At 36.7% G+C, this 22,868-nt stretch carries 19 protein-coding genes; 14 read left to right on the forward strand and 5 right to left on the reverse strand.

The window, feature by feature from the left end; genetic code table 11:
• Nucleotides 1-87 precede the first annotated feature (87 nt).
• The 10 genes from C245_RS0104530 (at nt 88) to C245_RS0104575 (ending at nt 12,651) form a co-directional block, all read left to right on the forward strand.
• A complete protein-coding gene (locus tag C245_RS0104530) occupies nt 88-879 on the forward strand; it encodes an RNA methyltransferase (RefSeq protein WP_017495394.1) in 792 nt (263 codons plus the stop codon).
• Nucleotides 880-895: 16 nt separating this feature from the next.
• On the forward strand, nt 896-2,434 hold the full coding sequence (locus C245_RS0104535) for a serine hydrolase (RefSeq protein WP_017495395.1): 1,539 nt from the start codon (nt 896-898) through the stop codon (nt 2,432-2,434).
• A gap of 176 nt (nt 2,435-2,610) precedes the next feature.
• Complete coding sequence (locus C245_RS0104540) at nt 2,611-4,833, forward strand: bifunctional (p)ppGpp synthetase/guanosine-3',5'-bis(diphosphate) 3'-pyrophosphohydrolase (protein WP_017495396.1); 2,223 nt, start codon at nt 2,611-2,613, stop codon at nt 4,831-4,833.
• A gap of 201 nt (nt 4,834-5,034) precedes the next feature.
• The gene (locus C245_RS0104545; RefSeq protein WP_017495397.1) at nt 5,035-5,493 is read left to right on the forward strand and encodes a Fur family transcriptional regulator; all 459 of its coding nucleotides are present in this window, start codon (nt 5,035-5,037) and stop codon (nt 5,491-5,493) included.
• 94 nt (nt 5,494-5,587) lie between these two features.
• Nucleotides 5,588-6,859, forward strand: a complete 1,272-nt coding sequence (locus C245_RS0104550) for an adenylosuccinate synthase (protein ID WP_017495398.1) — start codon at nt 5,588-5,590, stop codon at nt 6,857-6,859.
• A 57-nt stretch (nt 6,860-6,916) separates the two neighbouring features.
• Nucleotides 6,917-7,498, forward strand: coding sequence for an NUDIX domain-containing protein (locus tag C245_RS0104555; protein WP_017495399.1), 582 nt, complete (start codon nt 6,917-6,919; stop codon nt 7,496-7,498).
• Nucleotides 7,499-7,538: 40 nt separating this feature from the next.
• Nucleotides 7,539-9,032 (forward strand): S41 family peptidase, encoded by a 1,494-nt coding sequence (locus tag C245_RS0104560; protein ID WP_017495400.1) that lies wholly within the window; start codon nt 7,539-7,541, stop codon nt 9,030-9,032.
• Between the two features lie 85 nt (nt 9,033-9,117).
• Nucleotides 9,118-9,993, forward strand: coding sequence for a L,D-transpeptidase (locus C245_RS0104565; RefSeq protein ID WP_017495401.1), 876 nt, complete (start codon nt 9,118-9,120; stop codon nt 9,991-9,993).
• 199 nt (nt 9,994-10,192) lie between these two features.
• On the forward strand, nt 10,193-11,335 hold the full coding sequence (locus C245_RS0104570; protein WP_017495402.1) for an NAD(P)/FAD-dependent oxidoreductase: 1,143 nt from the start codon (nt 10,193-10,195) through the stop codon (nt 11,333-11,335).
• A gap of 116 nt (nt 11,336-11,451) precedes the next feature.
• Complete coding sequence (locus tag C245_RS0104575) at nt 11,452-12,651, forward strand: hypothetical protein (RefSeq protein WP_017495403.1); 1,200 nt, start codon at nt 11,452-11,454, stop codon at nt 12,649-12,651.
• Nucleotides 12,652-12,724: 73 nt separating this feature from the next.
• Here the strand turns inward: C245_RS0104575 and guaB are convergent, their stop codons facing one another.
• The 4 genes from guaB to C245_RS0104600 form a co-directional block, all read right to left on the reverse strand.
• Nucleotides 12,725-14,197 carry an IMP dehydrogenase gene (gene guaB, locus C245_RS0104580; protein WP_017495404.1) on the reverse strand — a complete coding sequence of 491 codons (1,473 nt, stop codon included), beginning with the start codon at nt 14,195-14,197 and terminating at the stop codon, nt 12,725-12,727.
• Between the two features lie 202 nt (nt 14,198-14,399).
• On the reverse strand, nt 14,400-15,803 hold the full coding sequence (locus tag C245_RS0104590) for a DUF5723 family protein (protein ID WP_017495406.1): 1,404 nt from the start codon (nt 15,801-15,803) through the stop codon (nt 14,400-14,402).
• Nucleotides 15,800-16,354 (reverse strand): hypothetical protein, encoded by a 555-nt coding sequence (locus C245_RS0104595; protein ID WP_017495407.1) that lies wholly within the window; start codon nt 16,352-16,354, stop codon nt 15,800-15,802. Before C245_RS0104595 ends, C245_RS0104590 begins: the two co-directional genes overlap by 4 nt.
• A gap of 97 nt (nt 16,355-16,451) precedes the next feature.
• Nucleotides 16,452-17,318: a hydroxymethylglutaryl-CoA lyase gene (locus C245_RS0104600; protein ID WP_017495408.1), complete on the reverse strand. Its 867-nt coding sequence runs from the start codon at nt 17,316-17,318 to the stop codon at nt 16,452-16,454.
• Nucleotides 17,319-17,526: 208 nt separating this feature from the next.
• On the opposite strand from C245_RS0104600, the gene C245_RS0104605 reads away from it, so the two are divergent.
• Complete coding sequence (locus tag C245_RS0104605) at nt 17,527-18,141, forward strand: SatD family protein (protein WP_017495409.1); 615 nt, start codon at nt 17,527-17,529, stop codon at nt 18,139-18,141.
• The gene (locus C245_RS0104610; RefSeq protein WP_017495410.1) at nt 18,138-18,854 is read left to right on the forward strand and encodes a DUF3307 domain-containing protein; all 717 of its coding nucleotides are present in this window, start codon (nt 18,138-18,140) and stop codon (nt 18,852-18,854) included. The genes C245_RS0104605 and C245_RS0104610 overlap by 4 nt, the downstream gene beginning before the upstream one ends.
• On the opposite strand, the gene C245_RS0104615 is transcribed toward C245_RS0104610, so the two are convergent.
• A complete protein-coding gene (locus C245_RS0104615) occupies nt 18,840-19,874 on the reverse strand; it encodes a quinone-dependent dihydroorotate dehydrogenase (protein WP_017495411.1) in 1,035 nt (344 codons plus the stop codon). The genes C245_RS0104610 and C245_RS0104615 overlap by 15 nt on opposite strands.
• A 356-nt stretch (nt 19,875-20,230) precedes the next feature.
• Between C245_RS0104615 and C245_RS0104620 the strand changes: the two genes are divergently transcribed.
• Both C245_RS0104620 and pepT read left to right on the forward strand, forming a co-directional pair.
• Nucleotides 20,231-21,361 carry a formylglycine-generating enzyme family protein gene (locus C245_RS0104620; protein ID WP_017495412.1) on the forward strand — a complete coding sequence of 377 codons (1,131 nt, stop codon included), beginning with the start codon at nt 20,231-20,233 and terminating at the stop codon, nt 21,359-21,361.
• A 226-nt stretch (nt 21,362-21,587) separates the two neighbouring features.
• Complete coding sequence (pepT, locus tag C245_RS0104625) at nt 21,588-22,865, forward strand: peptidase T (RefSeq protein WP_035746278.1); 1,278 nt, start codon at nt 21,588-21,590, stop codon at nt 22,863-22,865.
• Nucleotides 22,866-22,868 lie beyond the last annotated feature (3 nt).

Here is a 22,868-nt window from a genome sequence, read left to right on the forward strand (position 1 = left end):
TTGTATCTCTGCAACTTTCCAACTTTCCAACTTTTTAAAAAAATCTCAGTACCTTAGCCCCATAGAACCTTAGTCCCTTTAAAAAAAATGAAACAAATTACTTCAGTGCAAAATCCGTTTATAAAATCACTTGTTTTACTGCAGGAAAAGGCCAAAGCCCGCAAACAAACCGGAACATTTTTGATTGAAGGCTTACGTGAAATTTCACTCGCAATAAAAGGAGGCTACGAAATAGAAACCGTTTTATTTTTACCTGAATTGGTTACTGAAAATCAGATTCATAAATTAGTAAACAGTCCGGTTCAACTCATTGAAATCAATAAAGAAGTTTATCAAAAACTAGCTTATCGCGATACTACTGAAGGCGTTCTGGCCATAGCCAAAACCAAATCGATGCTTTTATCGGATCTAAAACTATCTGATAATCCATTGATTATAGTGGCCGAAGCACCGGAAAAACCGGGAAACATTGGCGCCCTTTTACGTACTGCTGATGCCGCAAATCTTGATGCCGTATTAATTGCCAATCCAAAAAGCGATTTATACAATCCGAATATTGTGCGCTCCAGTGTTGGCTGTTTGTTTACCAATCAGATTGCGACAGGAACGACGGCTGAAATCATAGCCTTTTTAAAAGAAAAAAAGATTGATTTTTACTGTGCTACGCTTCAAAATTCAACTTCGTATCACACACAGGATTTCACCACTCCCACCGCATTGGTTGTGGGTACAGAGGCTACCGGCTTAACGCAGGACTGGCGAGATGCTGCTACTCAGAATATCATCATTCCCATGCAGGGCGAAATCGACAGCATGAATGTCTCGGTGGCTGCCGCAATTTTAATTTTCGAAGCCAAACGACAACGCGGATTTAACTAAACCAAAACATACCGTCATGAACTACAAATTATCACTTTTAGCCTTCTTATTTAGCTTTACTCTTTCAGCACAAATAACCAATCCGGAAGTAGATGATCTGGTCAACCGCACCCTAAAAGCATTTGATGTGCCCGGAATTGCCGTTGCCATTGTAAAAGACGGAAAAGTAGTTTTGGCAAAAGGTTATGGTGTAAAATCAATTGCAACACAGCAAAAAGTGGATGCCAATACGCTGTTCGGGATTGCTTCCAACAGTAAAGCTTTTACCTCAGGAGCACTGGCAATGCTGGTTGACGAAGGTAAAATAAAATGGGATGACAGAGTAATAAAATACCTTCCTGATTTTAAAATGTACGACGATTATGTAACCCGTGAATTCACGATTCGTGACCTGTTAACCCATAGAAGCGGACTTGGACTTGGAGCCGGAGATTTGATGATCTGGCCCGATGGAAGCGATTTTAAAGCGCAGGATATTATTCATAATCTAAGGTATTTAAAACCTGTTTCTGATTTTAGAACCAAATACGATTATGACAACCTGCTCTATATCGTAGCAGGCGAAATTGTACATGTAGTAAGCGGTAAAACCTGGGCCGAATTCGTAGAAGAACGCATCATGAGACCTTTGGAAATGAGCAATAGTGTAGCTTCAGTGAAACGTTTAAAAGACACCACAAACGTTATCACACCTCATGTTCCGGTTGACGGAAAACTCAAAACCATAAAACGTTATGAAAACCAACTTTTTGACGGAGCAGCCGGAATTTATTCCAGTGTAAATGATCTGAGCAAATGGGCCATACTACAACTTAACAACGGAAAATATGGCGATAACAAACCACTGTTTTCAGAAAAAGAACACAATGAGATGTGGCAATTGCAAACCATCATTCCAACCAAAACAAGACCGCCGTATAACACTCATTTCTCCGGTTATGGTTTAGGCTGGTTCCTGAGTGATGTAAAAGGATACAAACAGGTTTCACATACTGGAGGACTGGAAGGAAATGTAACTCAAACCACTTTGATTCCGGAATTAGGATTAGGAATAATTGTTTTAACCAATCAGCAATCGGGAGCAGCTTTTAGTGCCATTACCAATACGATAAAAGACAGTTACCTCGGTATTAAATCAGATGACTATGTGACGATGTACAGCAGCCGAATGAAAGACAGCGAAGCATCGGCCGATAAAGTAACCGATGAAGTTTGGGCAACCGTTGCCAAAAACAAAAAAGACAAACTAAAAACTGACTTTTCTAAAATTACCGGAACTTACAAAGACAACTGGTTTGGCGAAATTACCATTACCGAGAAAAAAGGAAAAATATATTTTGCTTCCAAACGCTCTCCGCAACTGGCCGGTGAGGTATTTTTCTATAAAGACGGAAATTACGTCGTGAAATGGAACAATGCATTCTTTCATGCCGATGCACATCTGCTTTTCAAATACGACGAAAGTGGTAAAGTCCTTAACTTAAAAATGCTTCCAATTTCTGAATTAACTGACTTTAGTTATGATTTTCAGGATTTGGATTTTTCGAAAGAATAATTTCAGGTTTCAAGTTTCAGGTTTCAGGTTTCAAGTCGAAAACAAAATATAAAAACAGTTCTCTAAAACATGAAACCTGAAACGTGAAACAAAATAATTTCATTCTAAAATCAACCCTCCATTCCCTTGCGTATATTCAAACTTATTCTTATTTTTAGTACTTGAACTATGCCGTTATGATAGAAATAGATATTGAAAAAGAAAATAAAGCAATTGCACAAGAGTATAAAGAGTTACTTCGAATCAGTTACCAGACTTTAAGTCCAACCGACAAAAAACTTATCCGTAAAGCATTTGATGTTGCAGTTGATGCGCATAAAGAACAAAGACGTAAATCCGGAGAAGCGTATATCTTTCATCCTATTGCAGTTGCGAAAATCGTTGCCTCCGAAATTGGTTTGGGAGCGACCTCTATCGCTGCGGCCCTTTTACATGATGTTGTTGAAGATACTCCTTTGACTGTGGAAGATATTGAACGTTTGTTCAATCCGAAAGTTGCACAATTAGTAGAAGGCTTAACCAAAATATCATTGGTTCAGAGAGATCTGAATGCCTCCATGCAGGCCGAAAATTTCCGAAAAATGATTCTGACACTGAACGATGACGTTCGTGTTATTCTGATCAAACTGGCCGATCGTTTGCACAATATGCAAACCATGGATTCGATGGCGGAATACAAACAAACTAAAATCGCCTCAGAAACACTTTATATTTATGCCCCTCTTGCCCACCGTTTGGGATTGTACAATATCAAAACCAAACTGGAAGATTTAGGTCTGAAATATACAGAACCAAATGTTTACAACGACATTGTAAGCAAAATCAGAGAGACAAAAGAAGAACAGGATGCTTATATCAAAGACATTTCAGATGTTTTAAAGAAATCTTTAGACAGTGAAGGTGTCGACTATGTCATTAAAGGACGTCCAAAATCTATTTATTCGATTCGTCGAAAAATGCGTGCTCAAAATGTAAGTTTTGACGAAGTGTACGATAAATTCGCCTTAAGAATTGTGTACAAATCAGATCAGCATGATGAAAAATTCGTAGCCTGGAAAATCTATTCCATCGTTACAGATCATTACAGACCGAGCCCAAGTCGTTTGCGTGACTGGATTTCCTCTCCAAAATCAACCGGTTACGAAGCCCTGCACATTACGGTTATGGGACCAAAAGGCCGTTGGGTTGAAGTTCAGGTTCGAAGCGAACGTATGGATGAAATTGCCGAAAAAGGATACGCCGCACATTACAAATACAAAAACGGTGCGACTGAAGAAAGCGGTCTGGACGTATGGCTGAATTTACTTCGTGAAGCACTGGAGAATCAGGAAACCAATGCCGTAGATTTTGTTGAAGATTTCAAAATGAATTTGTATTCCAAAGAAATCTTTGTCTTTACACCAAAAGGAGAAATCAAATCACTTCCAAAAGGAGCCACATCACTTGATTTTGCTTTCAGCATACACTCTGAAATTGGAATTAAAACCCGAGGAACACGCGTCAATGGACGATTAGTGCCTTTGAATCACGAATTAAAAAGTGGCGATCAGGTTGAAGTTATAACCTCTGCCAATCAAAAACCAACTGTAAACTGGTTGGAATACGTGACAACTTCGCGCGCGAAAACCAAAATTAAAAATGTTCTGAACGAGAACACCAAAAAAATCGCCGAAGAAGGAAAAGAACTCCTTACCCGAAAATTAAAACATCTTAAAATCACCATTAACGAACAAGTTATCAATGAATTGGTTAACTTTTTCAAACTTAAAACCAGTTTAGATTTATTTTACAGAGTGGGTATTGGTGCGATCGAAAATCAACAATTAAAAGATTATGCGGCGCAAAAAAGCAATACGTTTATCAATTTCTTCAAAAATAAAATTAAGCGAAACAAGGATAACACCGCTTCAGAAGACATCCACAAACCCATCATCAGCAGTAACTACGATATGCTGGTTTTTGGAACGGAACACGACAAACTCGATTATAAACTCTCCCCATGCTGTAACCCGATTCCGGGAGATGATGTTTTTGGATTTGTAACCATCAATGAAGGAATCAAAGTTCACAAAAAAGACTGTCCGAATGCGATTGGCATGCAGTCTAATTATGCTTACCGTATCATGAGTGCCAAATGGATTGACTCTTCTCAGGAAGAATTCAAAGCCATCATCAACATAACAGGAATGGACGTTTTAGGACTTACCAATCAATTGACCAGAGTCATTTCAAACAACATGAGTGTAAATATCCAGAGCATTTCGTTAAGCACTGATGCCGGAATTTTTCACGGACAAATTGCTGTCATCGTTCAAAACAACACCATTTTGAAGAAAATGATCAATGCCATTAAAAAAATCGACGGAGTTGATAAAGTAACAAGAGAGTACAGAACTTAGGAATGGATTATTGTTCCAGCTTTCAGGTTATGAGTTCTGGATATTAAACTCCTAAACTTGAAACCTGAAACCTGAAACCTGAAACTTGAAACTTGAAACTCACCACGCATAACTTTTTTAACCTATCTATAAGGGTTTTATAACTAAACTTTAAACCCGAAACTTTTATTCATTAAAAATAAAAAATTATCTTTGCCGGATATGACACTCATTTCAACTGACAACACTAGAAATCAAGAAATTGTAAAAAATGTTTTTACACTGTATCTTGAGCAAAAAGGGCATCGCAAAACTCCTGAGCGTTATGCTATACTTCAGGAAATTTACGATAGCGAAGAACATTTTGACATAGAAAACCTATACATCAAAATGAAAAACAAGAACTATCGTGTGAGTAGAGCTACATTGTACAACACGATTGAGCTTTTGTTAGACTGCGCTTTGGTTAGAAAACATCAATTTGGACAAAATCAGGCTTACTACGAAAAATCATATTTTGATAAACAGCATGATCACATTATCATGACGGATTCTGGTGAGGTAATTGAATTTTGCGATCCAAGAATTCAGACCATCAAAAAAACAATCGAAGAAATATTTGATATTGAAATTACAAATCATTCGTTGTATTTCTACGGAAACAAAAAGCAAAAACAATAATTCCGAAAGGTCTTATTCAGAAAATATAAAAAAGAAAATTAACTACATTAATCAGTGGGGCAATACGGATTGCCTCAACGCAAATTAAAAGAGAATGACCGTAGATTTATTACTAGGATTACAATGGGGAGATGAAGGTAAAGGAAAAATTGTAGATGTACTTACCTCAAATTATGATATTATTGCACGTTTTCAAGGAGGACCAAACGCAGGACATACATTAGAATTTGACGGAATTAAACACGTACTTAGAACCATTCCTTCCGGAATTTTTCATAAAAAATCAGTAAACATCATTGGTAATGGTGTTGTAATAGACCCGGTGGTTTTTCAAAAAGAAATCGAAGGTTTAGAGAAATTTAACCTTGATATCAAAAGCAAACTGATCATTTCAAGAAAAGCACACTTAATTTTACCAACGCACCGTTTATTGGATGCTGCTTCTGAAGCATCTAAAGGAAAAGCCAAAATCGGATCTACTCTTAAAGGAATTGGACCAACTTACATGGACAAAACCGGAAGAAACGGATTGCGTGTGGGAGACATCGAATTAGAAGACTTTAAAGAGCGTTACAGAGCTTTAGCCGACAAACATGAGGCTATGATTGCTTTTTATGATGTAGCGATTCAATACAATCTGGCTGAACTTGAAAAAGAGTTTTTTGAAGCTATTGAAGAATTAAAAAAATTAGATTTTATTGATAGTGAAGAATACATGTACCAGGCTCAAAAAGCAGGTAAATCAATCTTATGTGAAGGAGCTCAGGGTTCTTTATTAGATGTTGATTTCGGAACTTATCCGTTTGTAACTTCTTCAAACACTACAGCTGCCGGAGCTTGTACCGGTTTAGGAATTGCTCCGAACAAAATCAAAGAAGTATACGGAATTTTCAAAGCTTATGTTACACGTGTAGGTAGTGGCCCGTTCCCTACTGAACTTTTTGACGAAGTAGGTGCAACAATGGCAAAAGTGGGTAATGAATTTGGATCCGTTACAGGAAGACAAAGACGTTGCGGATGGTTGGATTTAGTAGCTTTAAAATATGCCGTTCAGGTAAATGGAGTTACTCAGTTAATGATGATGAAAGGTGACGTACTTTCCGGATTTGAAACTTTAAAAGTTTGTACTGCATACAATTATAAAGGTGAAAACATCTCTCACTTCCCTTACAACATCGAGCCTGAAAACGTAACTCCTGTTTATAAAGAGTTTAAAGGATGGCAAGCTGATTTAACAGGAATGACGACTTACGATCAATTACCGGTTGAGCTAAAAGAATATATTGAGTTTATTGAAGCAGAAGTTGGAGTGCCGATCAAAATTGTATCGGTTGGACCAGACAGAAAGCAAACAATAACAAAATAACACCTCTAAACGCTCTGACTATCAGAGCGTTTTTTTTTATACCAAACATTTCTAATGATGAAAAATCCAAAAATTAAAGTTACCGAAACCCAATTATTATCAGACAATTGGTACCTGCTGAACAAAGTAACTTTTGATTACGAAATGAAAGACGGTAAAATAGAATCTCATATTCGTGAAGTGTATGACCGCGGAAATGGAGCTGCCATTTTATTGTACAACACCTCAAAGAAAACCGTTATCCTGACGCGTCAATTTCGTTTACCTACCTATCTAAACGGCAATAAAAGCGGAATGCTGATTGAAGTTTGCGCAGGACTTTTAGATCAGGATCATCCGGAGCAGGCTATTATTCGCGAAACTGAAGAAGAAACCGGATATCGTCTGCAAAAAGTAGAAAAAGTTATCGAAACCTATATGTCACCGGGATCAGTAACCGAAATTTTATACCTTTTTGTGGGAGAATATGACGAGACCATGAAAGTAAACGATGGCGGCGGACTAGACGCTGAACAAGAAAACATAGAGGTTCTGGAATATACTTTTGACGAAGCTTATGCCATGATTGAATCCGGCGAAATCACAGATGCAAAAACGATTTTATTGTTGCAGCATGCCAAAATAAAAGGTTTGATTTAAGATTTTTTTGAGTATTTTAGATAAAACTAAAATCTGTTAGATGCTCCATTTTAAAACATTCCTTTTTCTGTTTTTTCCTTGTCTGCTCTTTTCCCAAAATGAAAAATGGCCTGCCGCAAAACTAAAACAGGATTTATCGACTTTTAAGGAAATTAGAGAAAAAGCCAATTCAGGGGTTTATAAATACCGAACCAAAAAGCTGATCGACAGTATTTATTCGTGGGCATTTTCAGAATTAAAAAAACCTAAATCGTTACTGGATTTCTACAAAATAATCCTAAAAATCACTGACTTCGAAGGCAGTGTGCACAATAACACTACTCTTCCTGATGAATTTCTAAAAAAATATACATCAGGAAAAGTTTTCTTTCCGTATCCTGTAAAACTACTTGGTAATAAAATAATTATCAATTTTAAGAATTCCGAAATTCCGATTGGATCTCAAATCCATAAAATCAACGGCATTAAAATCGAGAAAATAATCTCTCGTTTCTATAAATATTACACGACAGACGGCTATAATCTTTCTGGAAAATCAATCGGAATCAGCGCTTCATTCGGAAGGTATTTCGAACTGGAATATGGCCCAAAAGAGCATTTTTTGGTCGAATATTCACTTCCTGATCAGACTCAAAAACAATCCAAAAAAGTTCTTGCTGTTTCAAACGAAACCAGAAAGGATAATTTTAAAAACCGACATTCTCTGCCTGTAGACAGTCTGTATTATGGAAAAATTAAAACCAAATATACTTTTAAGATAAGTACACCAAATACAGCACTGCTTTCTATACCAACTTTTGCAATTGGCATGAACGCAGAGGACAAAGAGCATTTAGTCTATAAAAAATATCTGGACAGCTGCTTTCAGCTTCTCACACTGCATCCTGAAATCAAAAATTTAATTGTAGATGTTCGTAGTAATGGCGGTGGAAGTGACCCCAACGATCTTGTCGCTTTTTCTTATCTGACACAAAAACCGTATCGGGAAAACACATCGGCATTTATTAATTTTCAAAAAGTTCCCTACCCCCAGTATTTCGTTTACGAAGAAACAGAACCCAAAAAACAACTGGAGGAACTAAGTGAATTTGAAGCCGAACTCAAAGAAGAATACCCGGAATTGAAAGGCAAAGTATATCTTCAAGATTCCAAATTCAATCGTTTGTTACAGCCTGACAAAAATAATTTCCAAGGGCAGATCTATCTATTAATAAGCCCCAGAATAGCATCTGCAGGATCACTCTTTGCTGCTTTAGTTACAGGCCATACCAATGCCATAATTATTGGAGAAGAGACAATGGGCGGTTACTATGGCCATAACGGACATACACCTGTGGAATATGAACTCCCAAATACAAAAATAAAAACGCAATTTTCGATTGTCAACTTAGAACAGGATGCCCCTAAGAAACCCAATCAGCTTTTTGGCAGGGGCGTAATTCCCGATCATGAAGTCAAACAAACAATTGACGATTTTGTACAAAATAAGGATACACCGTTGGAATATACTTTGAAATTAATTGATCAGATGTAAAATGAAAATCAAATAAACTATTCTAAGAATTGTATAATCAATTAGAGGATTAATAAAATAACTTTACTACTCTAAAAATGCAATTATGAGAAAGTTACCTTACACTTCAAGTATTTTATTGTTGGTTATTCTAACCTTAGCAACTTCTTGTAAAAAGAACGAAACTAGTGAATCTAAGAGCAAAGTCAAAAAAACGATCGAGTATAAAAAACCAAAGTCGGTCTCCTATCATTTTGAAAACACCAAAGAATGGCTTAAAACCAATGCCTCCGATAGCAGCAAGCTTCATATTGCCTACGCTCTAAACCGAACAGATCAAAAGAATTTTGTCAAAATGGACTCGGTTATTATTCCGGCTGATTTTACAGGTGACCTGGTCTATTATCTTCCGTTTCCTTTGCACGTTGCCGCCTTAGAAGAGGTTTCAAAAGTAATTCTTTTTTCTTATCCTTCTCAGGCATTTGCCGCTTATGAAAATGGAGAACTAATCTATACAGGCCCAACTAATATGGGAAGAAAAAAAGATCCTACTCCAACCGGATTATTCTTTACCAACTGGAAGGCCGAAAAAACAACCAGTACCTTCAATGACGAATGGGACTTAAAATGGAATTTTAATATCGAAAATAAACTGGGTGTTGGATTTCACCAGTACGATTTACCCGGATATCCGGCATCACATTCCTGTTTGAGATTACAGGAAAACGACGCCAAAGATCTTTACAAATGGGCCGATGAATGGATCTTAAAAGACAGAGAAAATATAGAAATAAAAGGAACTCCAGTGATTGTTTTTGGAAGCTACCCTTTTGATACACCAAAACCCTGGTATGCATTAGTAAAAAATCCGAAAGCACTTGATCTCTCCGAATCAGAGATAGAAACGCAAATCCGGCCTTTTTTAAAAGAAATACTGGAAAACCAAAAACTTAGAGAAGCCGGACAAACTCCTACGCCCTGATTCTATTTTATAAAAAGCAACATCATTAAAATCAGTCAAAACCACTTCTTAAAAGGTTCTGACTGATTTTTTTATGAAATTTACGCCCCCACTGAGCCTTTGTACCTTTGAACCTTTGCGTCTTTGAAACTATTTAACATTTAAATGAATAAACGTTCATTTATTATTTATATATTTGCTACCTAATTAAAAACAAGACATGAACCATTCCCTTATAAAAAACAAAAAGATCGCCATTATTGGTGGCGGACCTGTTGGCTTAACAACAGCAAGAATTTTACAAATTAATGGTGCCGACGTAACGGTATACGAAAGAGATTTGAACGCTCAGGCCAGAACTTCAGGCGGAACACTTGATATTCATTTAGATTCTGGTCAGAAAGCAATTGAAAAAGCGGATTTAATGGCCGAATTCTATAAATATGCACGTCCAACCGGCGAAAAAATGGCCGACATGCACGGTAACATTACTTCGACTGAAATGCCTACTGAAGAAAACGCCTATGCACGACCTGAAATCGACCGCAACGATTTACGAAAAATCATGCTGGAGAATCTAAACGAAAATACAGTAGTTTGGGACAGTCATTTAATCCATATAAAAAAAGCCGGAGTGCAATATCATTTAGAATTCAAGAATGGTACCACCGCAACCGCTGATTTTGTAATTGTAGCCAACGGCGGAAGATCGAATGCCCGAAAATTTGTAACCGATCTGGAACCTCAGCTTTCAGGAACGTATATTATTCAGGGAGAAATTGGCGATCCGGATCGTGATTATCCGGAATTCAAACCTAAATATGGTGATGGAAATGTAATGGCTATGGGAGAACACAAAATGTTCTACACTCACACATTACGTGACGGTTCGGTACATTTTGGAGTTTCTTTCAAAGCAGATGAAAATTGGATTTCAAACAACGGAATTGACTTTGAAAACCTCACTTCAGTAAGAGCTTTTTTGAATGAAACCTTTAAAAACTGGAGCGACGATTATAAAAAATTCTTTAACGCAGCAACTGATTTTTCCGGATTGCCTTTACGTTTTTTCTCATTAGAAGATTCCTGGAAAGAACACTCCAACATTACACTTGTTGGAGATGCAGCTCATTTAATGCCTCCCTTTGCTGGTGAAGGTGTCAATATGGGATTGTTTGATGCTTATCATTTAACCGAAAACTTAACCAACGGAAAATTTATCACCCTTCAGGATGCCATTGATGACTATGAACAAAAAATGTTTGGCTATGCTTTAGAAGCACAGCGTGAAACTACCAAAATGGAAATCTTACTGCACTCTGACAACACAACGGAAGACATTTTAAATAGCAGGATTGGCTAAAAAATCGAGTTATTAAAACTAGAAAAGGCATAAGACAGTAAATCTTATGCCTTTTTTGATGGTAAAAAATTATATTTCTCTATTTTTAGTATTCCAAAATCCTTTTCTGTAAATCAATGAAATTACTTTTTCTTTCAACACTTTTATCTTTTTCTGTTCTAACAACAGTACATTCTCAAACAAAAAAAGAAATCTATCAATTCTCTAAAGATATCGATTCAAAGATTGAAAAAGACAGTGTAAAATGGAAATACCAAACCGGAGCAACTGACTATTCTATTAGCGGTTACTATAAAAAAGCACTGGAAACGTGGGATAAAAACGGCGCTACTGTACCCATACTAACCAAAGAAGACAGTTTATACCTAACCCAATTTCACCCTAAAAATGCGAAAGAATATATCGTTAATCGGTCAAAAAAGGAAAAAGTCATTCTGATAAATGAAGCCCACAACAATGCCATGCACCGGGTATTCACCACTTCAATATTACAGGGACTTTACGACAATGGTTTTCGATTTCTGGGTCTTGAAGCACTCTCTGACACTTTAATCAATAAAAGAAAGTTTCCAGTCTTAGAAAGCGGCTATTACACCAAAGAACCTCAATTTGGCAATTTGATTCATGAAGCTCTAAAAATAGGCTTTATTGTGTTTGATTATGAAGATTTCGACACCCCAAATCTCACCGGAAAAGACCGGGAAACAAAACAAGCTCAAAACATTGCCAAGTGGATCAACAACAACCCGGACGGAAAATTTTTAATTCATTGTGGATACGATCATATTATCGAAGGAACACCATCAATTAAATCCTGGGAAAAAGCAATGGCCGGAAGACTAACAGAAATTACAGACATAAATCCATTTACTATTGATCAGGTTAGATACTCAGAAAGAGGAGATCTGAAATTAAACCAGCCCTATATTCAAATGACCCATTTAGAATACCCGGCAATACTGATCGATACTGATGGCAATACCTTTAACGGCCCTATAAACAATACCAAGAAGATAGACTGTTCCATCATTCATCCCATTACTAAGTATAACAACCAAAGGTCAAACTGGCTGGATTTGTCAGGAAATCGAAAAAATTACACTATTTCAAATTCAAAAATAAAAGAATTTCCAGCATTAGTTTTAGCTTATCGAGTTACCGAATTTGAAAATGAGGGAATCCCCGCTGATGTTATTGAGGTTTTAGAAAATAATGAAAAGGAAAATTTAATATTACATCCGGGGAAATATAAAATTGTAATCAAAAACAAGGACTATAAAATAATCAATGAGTATTTAATCACAGTAAAAAAGTAGCCTTGTCTTAAAATCAAAAAAGGCATAAGAAACAGAATCTTATGCCTTTTGTTTTTATAGAAAAAACTAAAAATTATCTGGAATAATTTGGAGCTTCTTTTGTAATGGTTACGTTATGCGGGTGACTTTCTGTAATTCCGCTTGAAGTAATTCTAACGAAACGCCCTGACTCTTGTAAAGTTGGAATATCTTTTGAGCCACAGTATCCCATTCCGGCGCGAAGACCACCAATGAACTGAAGCATACTTTCGTTTAATTCTCCTTTATAAGGAACACGACCTACAATTCCTTCTGGAACTAATTTTTTAACGTCGTCTTCAACATCCTGAAAGTAACGGTCTTTAGATCCGCCTTGCATCGCTTCAACAGAACCCATTCCACGATACGATTTGAATTTTCTTCCTTCGAAGATGATCGTTTCTCCCGGAGATTCTTTTGTCCCTGCCAGTAATGAACCTAACATCACACAATCAGCTCCTGCAGCAATCGCCTTAGGAATATCTCCTGTGTAACGAATTCCACCATCGGCAATTACCGGAACACCACTTCCTTTAATAGCCGCAGCTACTTCAAGAACTGCTGAGAATTGAGGAAAACCAACACCGGCAACGATACGCGTTGTACAGATAGAACCAGGTCCGATACCCACTTTTACACCGTCAGCACCGCTTTCTACTAAATATTTAGCCGCTTCCGGAGTAGCTATGTTTCCAACTACTACATCTATTTGAGGGAATTTTGATTTTACCTCTTTTAATACATTGACTACACCTTCGGTATGTCCGTGAGCAGTATCGATGATAATTGCATCAACACCCGCTGCCACTAAAGCTTCCGCTCTTTGAACAGCATCACCGGTTACTCCAATTGCCGCTGCAACTCTCAAACGTCCGTAAACATCTTTGTTTGCAATTGGTTTTTGAGTCAGTTTTGTGATATCTCTAAAAGTGATTAAACCTACTAATTCATTATTAGCATTTACCACCGGTAATTTTTCGATTTTATGTCCTTGTAAAACTACTTCGGCCTGCTCTAATGAAGTTCCTTCAGCAACGGTCACTAAGTTTGTGCTTGTCATTACCTCAGCGATTGGTCTTGCTCCGTTTTTTTCAAAACGCAAATCACGATTGGTAACAATTCCTTTTAGTATTTTATTCTCGTCAACGATTGGAATACCACCAATTCCGAATTCTTTCATTGCATTTTTAGCATCTGCAACAGTTGAATTTGTTGGTAAAGTTACCGGATCGATAATCATTCCGGACTCTGCACGTTTTACTCTTCTAACTTTCGCAGCTTGTTGCTCGATCGTCATGTTTTTATGTAAAACACCAATTCCGCCTTCCTGAGCCATAGCAATCGCCATAGAACTTTCAGTAACGGTATCCATAGCAGCTGATACTATAGGAACATTTAGCGTTATATTTCGTGAAAACTTTGATTTAATACTCACTTCGCGGGGAAGCACATTCGAGTAGTTAGGTACTAATAATACATCGTCGTAAGTTAAACCTTCGCCGATAATCTTGGAGTTGTGTGCTATCATGGTGCAATTTCTAGTTGAATTGCGTGCAAATATAGTGAATAAATTGATAACTTGGATGCTAAGTTATTCTTAAATTTATAGTTAAGGAATTAATCTTACAAATGAACCGTATAATAAATTCCAAGTTTTGAAATTCCAAATTCCAATTGCTAGAACCTGAAACTTGAAACTTGGAATTTGGATTTTGGATTTTTTTAAAACATTATTCTTCCGAATTGTCATTAAATATAAAATTAAAACCGAACTGAAATGCCATACTGTTGGCTTTTGAAACATCTTTTAATTCTAAGAGGTTATTGACCAGAACATACATATTCAGTTTTCCAAGTGTACCTGCAAGTCCTAAGCCAATATTTTTACTCGAATAAGAATCAACTGTATAAGTGGCTTTTACATCTAATTTTTCGAAAATACTGCGTCTGTAAAAAGCGGTTAATGCCACAAAAGGTTCTACAGGCATAGACATTGCAAACAGCTGTCCTCCTACACCGTTGACATATTTTCGGGTGACTTTACCATGGCAATTACAATCTTCATCAGAACGTGATTCGCCAAAGGAATACTGAAGGGAAGAATAGAATTTTGTTGGTCTGAGTGTCGTGTATTTGTTATAAAGTGTATCACGTGGTATGGCTTTATCAAAATCATCAAAGATATTCTTCGGTTCATTTGAATTATCAAAATTCGGATTCACACCTTCATAGTGATACGTTCCTTTATAGGTTAAGGTTTCGATATCTTTAGACTGTCTCACAAAACCCAGATCAACAATACTTGCGGTAAGTTGAAGATTATCTTTAAAATAATAAGTAAAACCCGCATCAAGCCCTAAACCTAAACTTCCGTTAAAAAAAGTATTGTGTGCGATATCACTTGGAATACTACCGTCGTACTCGTCTTTTGTAAATGCGGCAATACCAGAAGTCTTTATCTCTAAGTTAGACGAAATCGTCTGGGTATATAAATTAGGAGTTCCTGCAGCCTGCCCCGTATAAATGTATCCTGAATTTCGGGTTGATGTTGCATTTGCTCCGCTCGAATAGATTTTGGCGCGACCACCCAAAACCAGTTTCTCACTTACTTTTTTATGAAATCCCACATGAAACACTGAGAGTACTTCGGCTCTTAAATTTAAGTCGGATAAATTGAATGACTTGCCAATGTAATCTTTATTTCCGTTTAGTGCCAATATAGCGGGATCCTTTGGAACATACATTAAAAAGTCAAATTCCTGATAAGCGCCAAACGAAAGATACGACTGACTGTCTTTTCCTCCCACTCTGAAACCACCTGAAAACAATTCCAACTGTTGATTAATTTGAGTTTTATCTCTACTCGATGATTTGTTAATCACGTTTCGGATTTTATCGTTGAAATTTACCCCGTTATTCGCAAACAAATCATAGGCCGAAAAGCTGCTTGAGCCTAAATTTGCTGAAATTCCGGATAAAACAGGAACTCCAAAATAGAATTTATAAGCAACATCTGCTCCCGGATTCACAAGGGAAGATTGCGGAATGGCGGTAAAATTATACAGTAATTCTTTATTTTGACCAAAACAAGAAAGCTGAAACACGACTATCAGAACTAAGTATAATTTTCTCATTGAATTACCATATAAGCGGTTGCACTTGAGCGTAATTTTAAACTGCCTGTACTGCTTCCGTTTAAAGGCGGACCTGGTGCCATAACCACTACAAAGCCAAGTTTACGGGTCTGTTTCAATAAATCTAATCGTTGGTTTTCGAATACTTCGGTAGGATATTTTATAACATTTGTACCTCCTGAGTAAGCAGGAACTGCCAGTGTTATGGTTTGAAGAATTTGATCGCTGCCGCTTAAAAGCAATATATTGAGCGTAAAGGCTCTGTTGATCGTATTCTCCATTTCAAAATTAAATTCGGCTTTAACGAGATGATCGTTGAAGTATTTTTCTTTGAAAACATCAAATTCCTGAACATCAAATCCTATTTGCTGTTCTGTACCGTTATCAACAAAAGAAGTTGCCGGAACATTAAAATAAGCCAGATTCGCTACAAAAGCAGGTTCCAGTTTGAAATCTTTAGTCTGATCAAAATCCAGATCACTGGAACATGATGAAAATAGTACAGATAAAAATAGTATCTGAGAAATTCTCTTTATGAAATTTGGTCTCATGGTGGTATTTATACTTAACTAAGTACTAACAATATACTAACAATGTAAATTTGCAATTACTTGTTATTTGTTTCCGATAAGTAAATATAGTTATTTTCTAATGAAATTTTCCAAACAATTTTGATGCTTCATTATAGGCGCTCTCAAAACTTAAAGAGTTCAAACCTGTCACTTTTTTATTGGATGTAAAATATGAAATCAGCTTTTCGGTAGGCATATTACCTGTAAGTTTATCGGTTGCCATCGGACAGCCTCCAAATCCCTGAATAGCCCCATCAAAACGAGTACAGCCTGCATTCGAAGCTGCCTCTATTTTCTCAAACCAGCTGTTTGGCGTGGTATGCAGGTGTGCTCCGAATTCAATTTGGGGGTATTTTGGAATTAAATTGGAAAAAAGATACGTGATTACTTCCGGTGTAGAACTTCCAACGGTATCAGAAAGTGACAATATCTTAACCCCCATTCCTGCCAGTTTTTCCGTCCATTCACCCACTATCTCAACATTCCAAGGGTCACCGTAAGGATTTCCGAACCCCATAGAAAGATAGGTAACTACTTCTTTATTTTTCTGATCGGCGATTTCAAGAATTTCTTCTAGCGTGATTAAAGATTCAGCGATTGTTTTATGTGTGTTTCGCATCTGAAAATTTTCAGATATCGAAAAAGGGAATCCCAAATATTGAATAGGCTCATGTGCTGCAGCCAGCGCTGCTCCTTGTGTATTGGCAATAATCGCCAACAATTTGCTCGTTGTTTGCGACAAATCAAGCTGAGCCAGAACTTCGGCAGTATCCTGCATTTGAGGAATTGCTTTTGGAGACACAAAACTTCCAAAATCGATAGTATCAAACCCCACTCTCAATAAAGACTGTATATAGGAAACCTTATTTTTAGTAGGTATAAAAGTTTTGATGCCTTGCATAGCATCACGTGGACATTCGATAATCTTGATTTCTTTATTCAAAGCTTACTCTTTTATGCAGGCTAAGTTAGTTTCTTTTTTAAAGAAATAAAAGTTATAATTTTCTTTAATTGTATTACATGATATGGTAACACTTTAATATGTTACACAAAAACGTAACAATTAACAATGTTACACAAAAACGTAACATTAAAAAATATTAGCTACATTTGTAATACTATTATTATTCTTTTTATTTATATTTGAAACTATGACTAGTGTAATTACGGGGGATATAATCGATTCCAGAAAGCAAAATTCAAAAGACTGGGTAGAATCTTTAAAGAGAATCTTATCTCCTTTTGGAGATACGCCTCTTCAATGGGAAATTTACAGAGGGGACGAATTTCAAATTGAAATAAAAAATCCCGAAGAAGCTTTATTGGCAACCATCCTCATTAAAGCACATTTAAAAGCTTTAAAACTGGATGCCCGAATGAGTATTGGTATTGGAGATAAAACGCACAATGCTGAGAAAGTTTCTGAAAGCAATGGTTCTGCCTTTATACACTCAGGTGAACTTTTTGAAACTTTAAAGAAACTAAAAGTAAATTTAGCCTTGCGAACCGGTGATACGGCTGTCGATGAAAAAATGAATTTAATGCTTCAGCTTGCTCTTACTTTTATGGATAATTGGCCTGCTCAATCTGCAGAATTTGTTGCAATTGCGATAGAAAACCCAAGCTTATCACAAGAAGAATTAGCCCCAAAATTAGGAATCAAAAGAGCCGCCGTAAGCCGAAGACAAAAACGGGCACAGTTTGATTTAATATTGAGTTTAGACCGTTATTTCAGAACACAAATAAACCAACTTACAACGCTATGATTTTATTTATAAAACTACTTTTAGCACATTTACTGGGTGATTTTACAGCACAACCTAACTCCTGGGTAGTCGATAAAGAAGCCAAAAAACACAAAAGTATTTATTTGTATCTTCATATTCTTTTACATGGCATTTTAGCAGCCGTTTTAGTCGGAGAAATTCAATTCCTCCCTTACGCTTTGCTAATTGCCGTATCTCATGGTGTTATCGATTTAATCAAACTCCATTTCCAGAAAAACACAACAAAACGCAGTTGGTTTATAGCAGATCAGGCGCTACATCTTTTAGTTTTGATTGGCGTAGTTTTGCTCTACAATGGTGAAACCGTTCATTTTCTATGGCTCAACAATCAATTTTGGATTTTAGCTACAGGATTTTTATTCATTACAAAACCAACTTCTATCCTGATTAGAACCATTATATCGATCTGGAATCCGGAAAGTCAAAGCAGCCACAATGAAAACTCACTTTCCAAAGCCGGAAACTATATTGGCCTATTAGAAAGATTATTTGTTTTCTGTTTTATCCTAACGGGACATTTCGAGGCCATTGGTTTCCTATTAGCCGCAAAATCCATTTTTAGATTTGGCGATTTAAAAGAAGCCAAAGACCGAAAACTAACCGAATATGTTTTAATTGGTACGTTAATCAGTTTTGGAAGCGCCATTGCTACAGGACTAATCGTTCAGGTACTGCTATTACAATTGCTTTAAAACCTTTTTATTGATTGCTTTGATCAAAGCTGGTCCTTCATAAATAAAACCAGTGTACAATTGTACCAAGCTGGCTCCTGCATTCAATTTCTCGATTGCATCATCGGCAGTATGAATTCCCCCTACTCCAATAATCGGGAACGCTTTGTTGCTTTTTTCCGAAAGAAAACGAATCACCTCTGTCGAACGTTTTGTTAGTGGTTTTCCTGACAATCCACCTGTTTCTACTTTATTGGCAGATTGCAATCCGTCACGTGAAATCGTCGTATTGGTGGCTATCACACCCGCAATCTGAGTTGTTTTTACAATATCAATAATATCTAATAACTGCTCGTCTGTAAGATCGGGAGCAATTTTTAACAAAATTGGTTTTACCTTTTGTGTGCTTGTTTTTTGTTTCTCTATATTTCTGTTCTGAAGCGTTTGCAACAGAGCCGTTAAAGGTTCTTTGTCTTGTAATGCGCGTAAATTTGGCGTATTTGGCGAACTTACATTGACTACAAAATAATCTACATGATCAAACAAAGCATCAAAACAAATAATATAATCGTCTACGGCATTTTCGTTTGGAGTCACCTTGTTCTTTCCGATATTACCCCCAATCAAAACTCCGGAATTCTTTTTCAAACGCTCTACAGCTTCCAGAACTCCGCCATTATTGAATCCCATTCGGTTTACAATTGCCTGGTCTTCTTTTAATCGAAACAAACGTTTTTTAGGGTTTCCTTCCTGTCCAACAGGAGTTACGGTCCCAATTTCGATAAATCCAAATCCGAAATCCGATAATTCTTTATACAGTTTGGCATCTTTGTCAAATCCTGCCGCCAAACCTACCGGGTTTTTAAATTTAATTCCAAAAACTTCACGTTCCAGACGACTGTCTTTTACTTCGTAAACTGATCTGATAATTGATGAAACTCCGGGGATTTTTGAAATGAATTTAACAAATGAAAAAGTAAAGTAATGAACTTCTTCAGGATCAAACCCAAAAAGTATCGGGCGAATTATCAATTTATACATAGTAGTGTGTTGTTGTTGTTTTTTTGGGTGCAAATTTAATTATAATACTTTGAAAATGTCTTCTTTTTGCTAAAACAAATTACATCGGGTTTTGACTCTATATTTCTATGTTCAAATGATTTTTACTGCAATCAAAAGCCTTCTTTTTCATAATTGCATTACAGCATTGGAAACAAAAAAACGAAGTTCACAAACACCACACCTGCAAAATTTAACCACAACTATTATCAGTACCTTAATAAAGCAGCAACAAAAAATACTATTAACTTCATAAAATAAATAGAGTTTAAAAAGAGTACTTTATAAACTTTATTCTTAAATTTACCCGCAACTACTATTCGATAAAAACATTCGTCATGAAAAATAAAACGTATTGGATCTTTGCCATTCTAACCCTCTCTGTTATTACAATTGCTTACGGCTATACAAAACTTATAGTACCGAAACAAAAGTTAACAGCGATGATTTGTGACGAGGTTCCAAATACAACGGAGGAATCATTGTTTAAACCAACCATTGAAAACAAAAACAAACCTGTTGGTAAAGCTCCTGAAGGAATGGTGTGGATTCCCGGCGGAGAATTCTCTATGGGAAGTAATGTCGAGGACGAAAGTTTGTGCAGTATAAAAGGAGTTACCAAAGATGCTGCACCCATACACCGCGTTTATGTAGATGGATTTTACATGGACAAAACCGAAGTTACAAACGACCAATTTGAAGCTTTTGTAAAAGCAACAGGTTATGTTACTTTAGCCGAGATAAAACCCACCCATGAAGAATATCCCGATGCTCCTTTGGAAAATCTCGTTGCCGGATCGGCCGTGTTTACTCCTACCCCGGCTCAGGTTGATTTAAACAATTATATGCAATGGTGGACTTATGTGCATGGTGCTGACTGGAGACATCCAGAAGGAGCCGGAAGCTCAATAAAAGGAAAAGGCAACTACCCTGTTGTTCAAATTTCCTATGATGATGCCGCCGCTTACGCCAAATGGGCCGGAAAAAGACTGCCAACAGAAGCTGAATGGGAATTTGCTGCCCGTGGCGGAAAATCAGGGGAATTATATGCCTGGGGAAACACACTAAAACCAAAAGGGAAATTTCAAGCCAACATTTATCAGGGACACTTCCCTCTGGAAAAAGGAGACACCGGCGAAGACGGCTATATTGGTATTGCACCGACTGCTAAATTTGCCCCTAATTCTTATGGTCTTTATGATATTGGCGGAAATGTGTGGGAATGGACCAATGATTGGTATACTGCAGACTATTACAAAATAATCAGCAAAAACAGTCCGGTTGTTAAAAACCCTCAGGGTCCTGAATCTTCTTATGATCCTTCAGAACCCGGACTACCCAAAAAAGTACAGCGTGGCGGATCTTTTTTATGCACCGACCAGTATTGTACCCGCTATATGGTAGGGACCAGAGGAAAAGGAGATTACAAATCACCGGCCAATCATATTGGTTTTAGATGTGTTCAATAAGATTTTTTTAGTCTCTAATAACATAAATTAAAATCTTGTCATGCTACTTACAAATCCAATTTCACGAATTTAAATTCGTGAAATTGGATTTTAACTTTCTAAAATCAGAACAAATCAGTAAAATTTGAAGCAAACTTTTTTTCAGTCTAATTTATAGTTTTCATAATTTGAAACTTTACAACCCTTAACTATTTACTTATATTTGCCTAAAAATAAAATAAAAAAAATGCAACATATCATAGATCGTTTTGTTAGTTATGTAACTATTGACACTGAGTCAGATCCAAATTCAAAAACAACTCCAAGTACAGAAAAGCAATGGAATCTTGCCAATAAATTAGTCGAGGAATTAAAGACAATTGGCTTATCAGATGTTACCATAGATGACAAAGCTTACATTATGGCTACATTACCTTCTAATGTCGATCATGAAGTTCCAACTATTGGTTTTGTATCTCATTTTGACACTTCTCCTGATTTTAGCGGAGCAAATGTAAAGCCTCAGATCGTTGAGAACTATGACGGGAAAGATATCGTTTTGAATGCCGAGAAAAACATCGTTTTATCACCCAACTATTTTAAAGATTTATTACAATATAAAGGGCAAACCATTATTACAACTGATGGAACAACCTTATTAGGAGCCGATGACAAAGCAGGAATTACCGAAATTGTCTCCGCTATGGAATACTTAATTCAGCATCCGGAAATTAAACACGGAAAAATTAGAATTGGTTTTACTCCGGACGAAGAAATTGGCCGTGGCGCGCATCATTTTGATGTGAAAAAATTCGGTGCAGCCTGGGCTTATACTATGGACGGAAGCCAAATTGGCGAATTAGAATATGAAAACTTCAATGCAGCCGGAGCAAAAATCACTTTCAAAGGAAAGAGCGTTCATCCGGGTTACGCCAAAGGAAAAATGATCAATTCAATGTTGATTGCCAACGATTTCATTAACGAACTTCCAAAAGGAGAAACTCCTCAGGAAACGAAAGGTTACGAAGGCTTCTTCCACGTACACCACCTTACCGGAAGTATTGAAGAAACGGTTTTAGAATTAATTATCCGTGATCACAACAAGAAAAAATTCGAAAAACGTAAAGATTTAATTGCAAAAATTGCCAAAAAAATCAATAAGAAATTTGCGAAAAAATTCGGAGAAGATATTGTAATTGCTGAAGTTAAAGACCAGTACTATAACATGAAAGAAAAAGTACTTCCTGTCAAGCATATCGTTGATATTGCCGAAAAAGCAATGAAAGAATTGAACATCAAACCTATCATCAAGCCTATTCGTGGTGGGACAGACGGGTCGCAACTTTCTTTCATGGGGCTTCCTTGTCCAAATATATTTGCCGGTGGTCATAACTTTCACGGAAAATACGAATATGTTCCTGCCGAAAGTATGCAAAAAGCGACTGATGTCATTGTAAAAATTGCCGAGTTAACTGCAATTCCGGGCATTTTTGACGTTCCTGAGAAAACTAAAAGAAAAAAATAAACC

This window comes from Flavobacterium sp. WG21, from assembly GCF_000335775.1.
Classification (GTDB): Bacteria; Bacteroidota; Bacteroidia; order Flavobacteriales; family Flavobacteriaceae; genus Flavobacterium; species Flavobacterium tructae.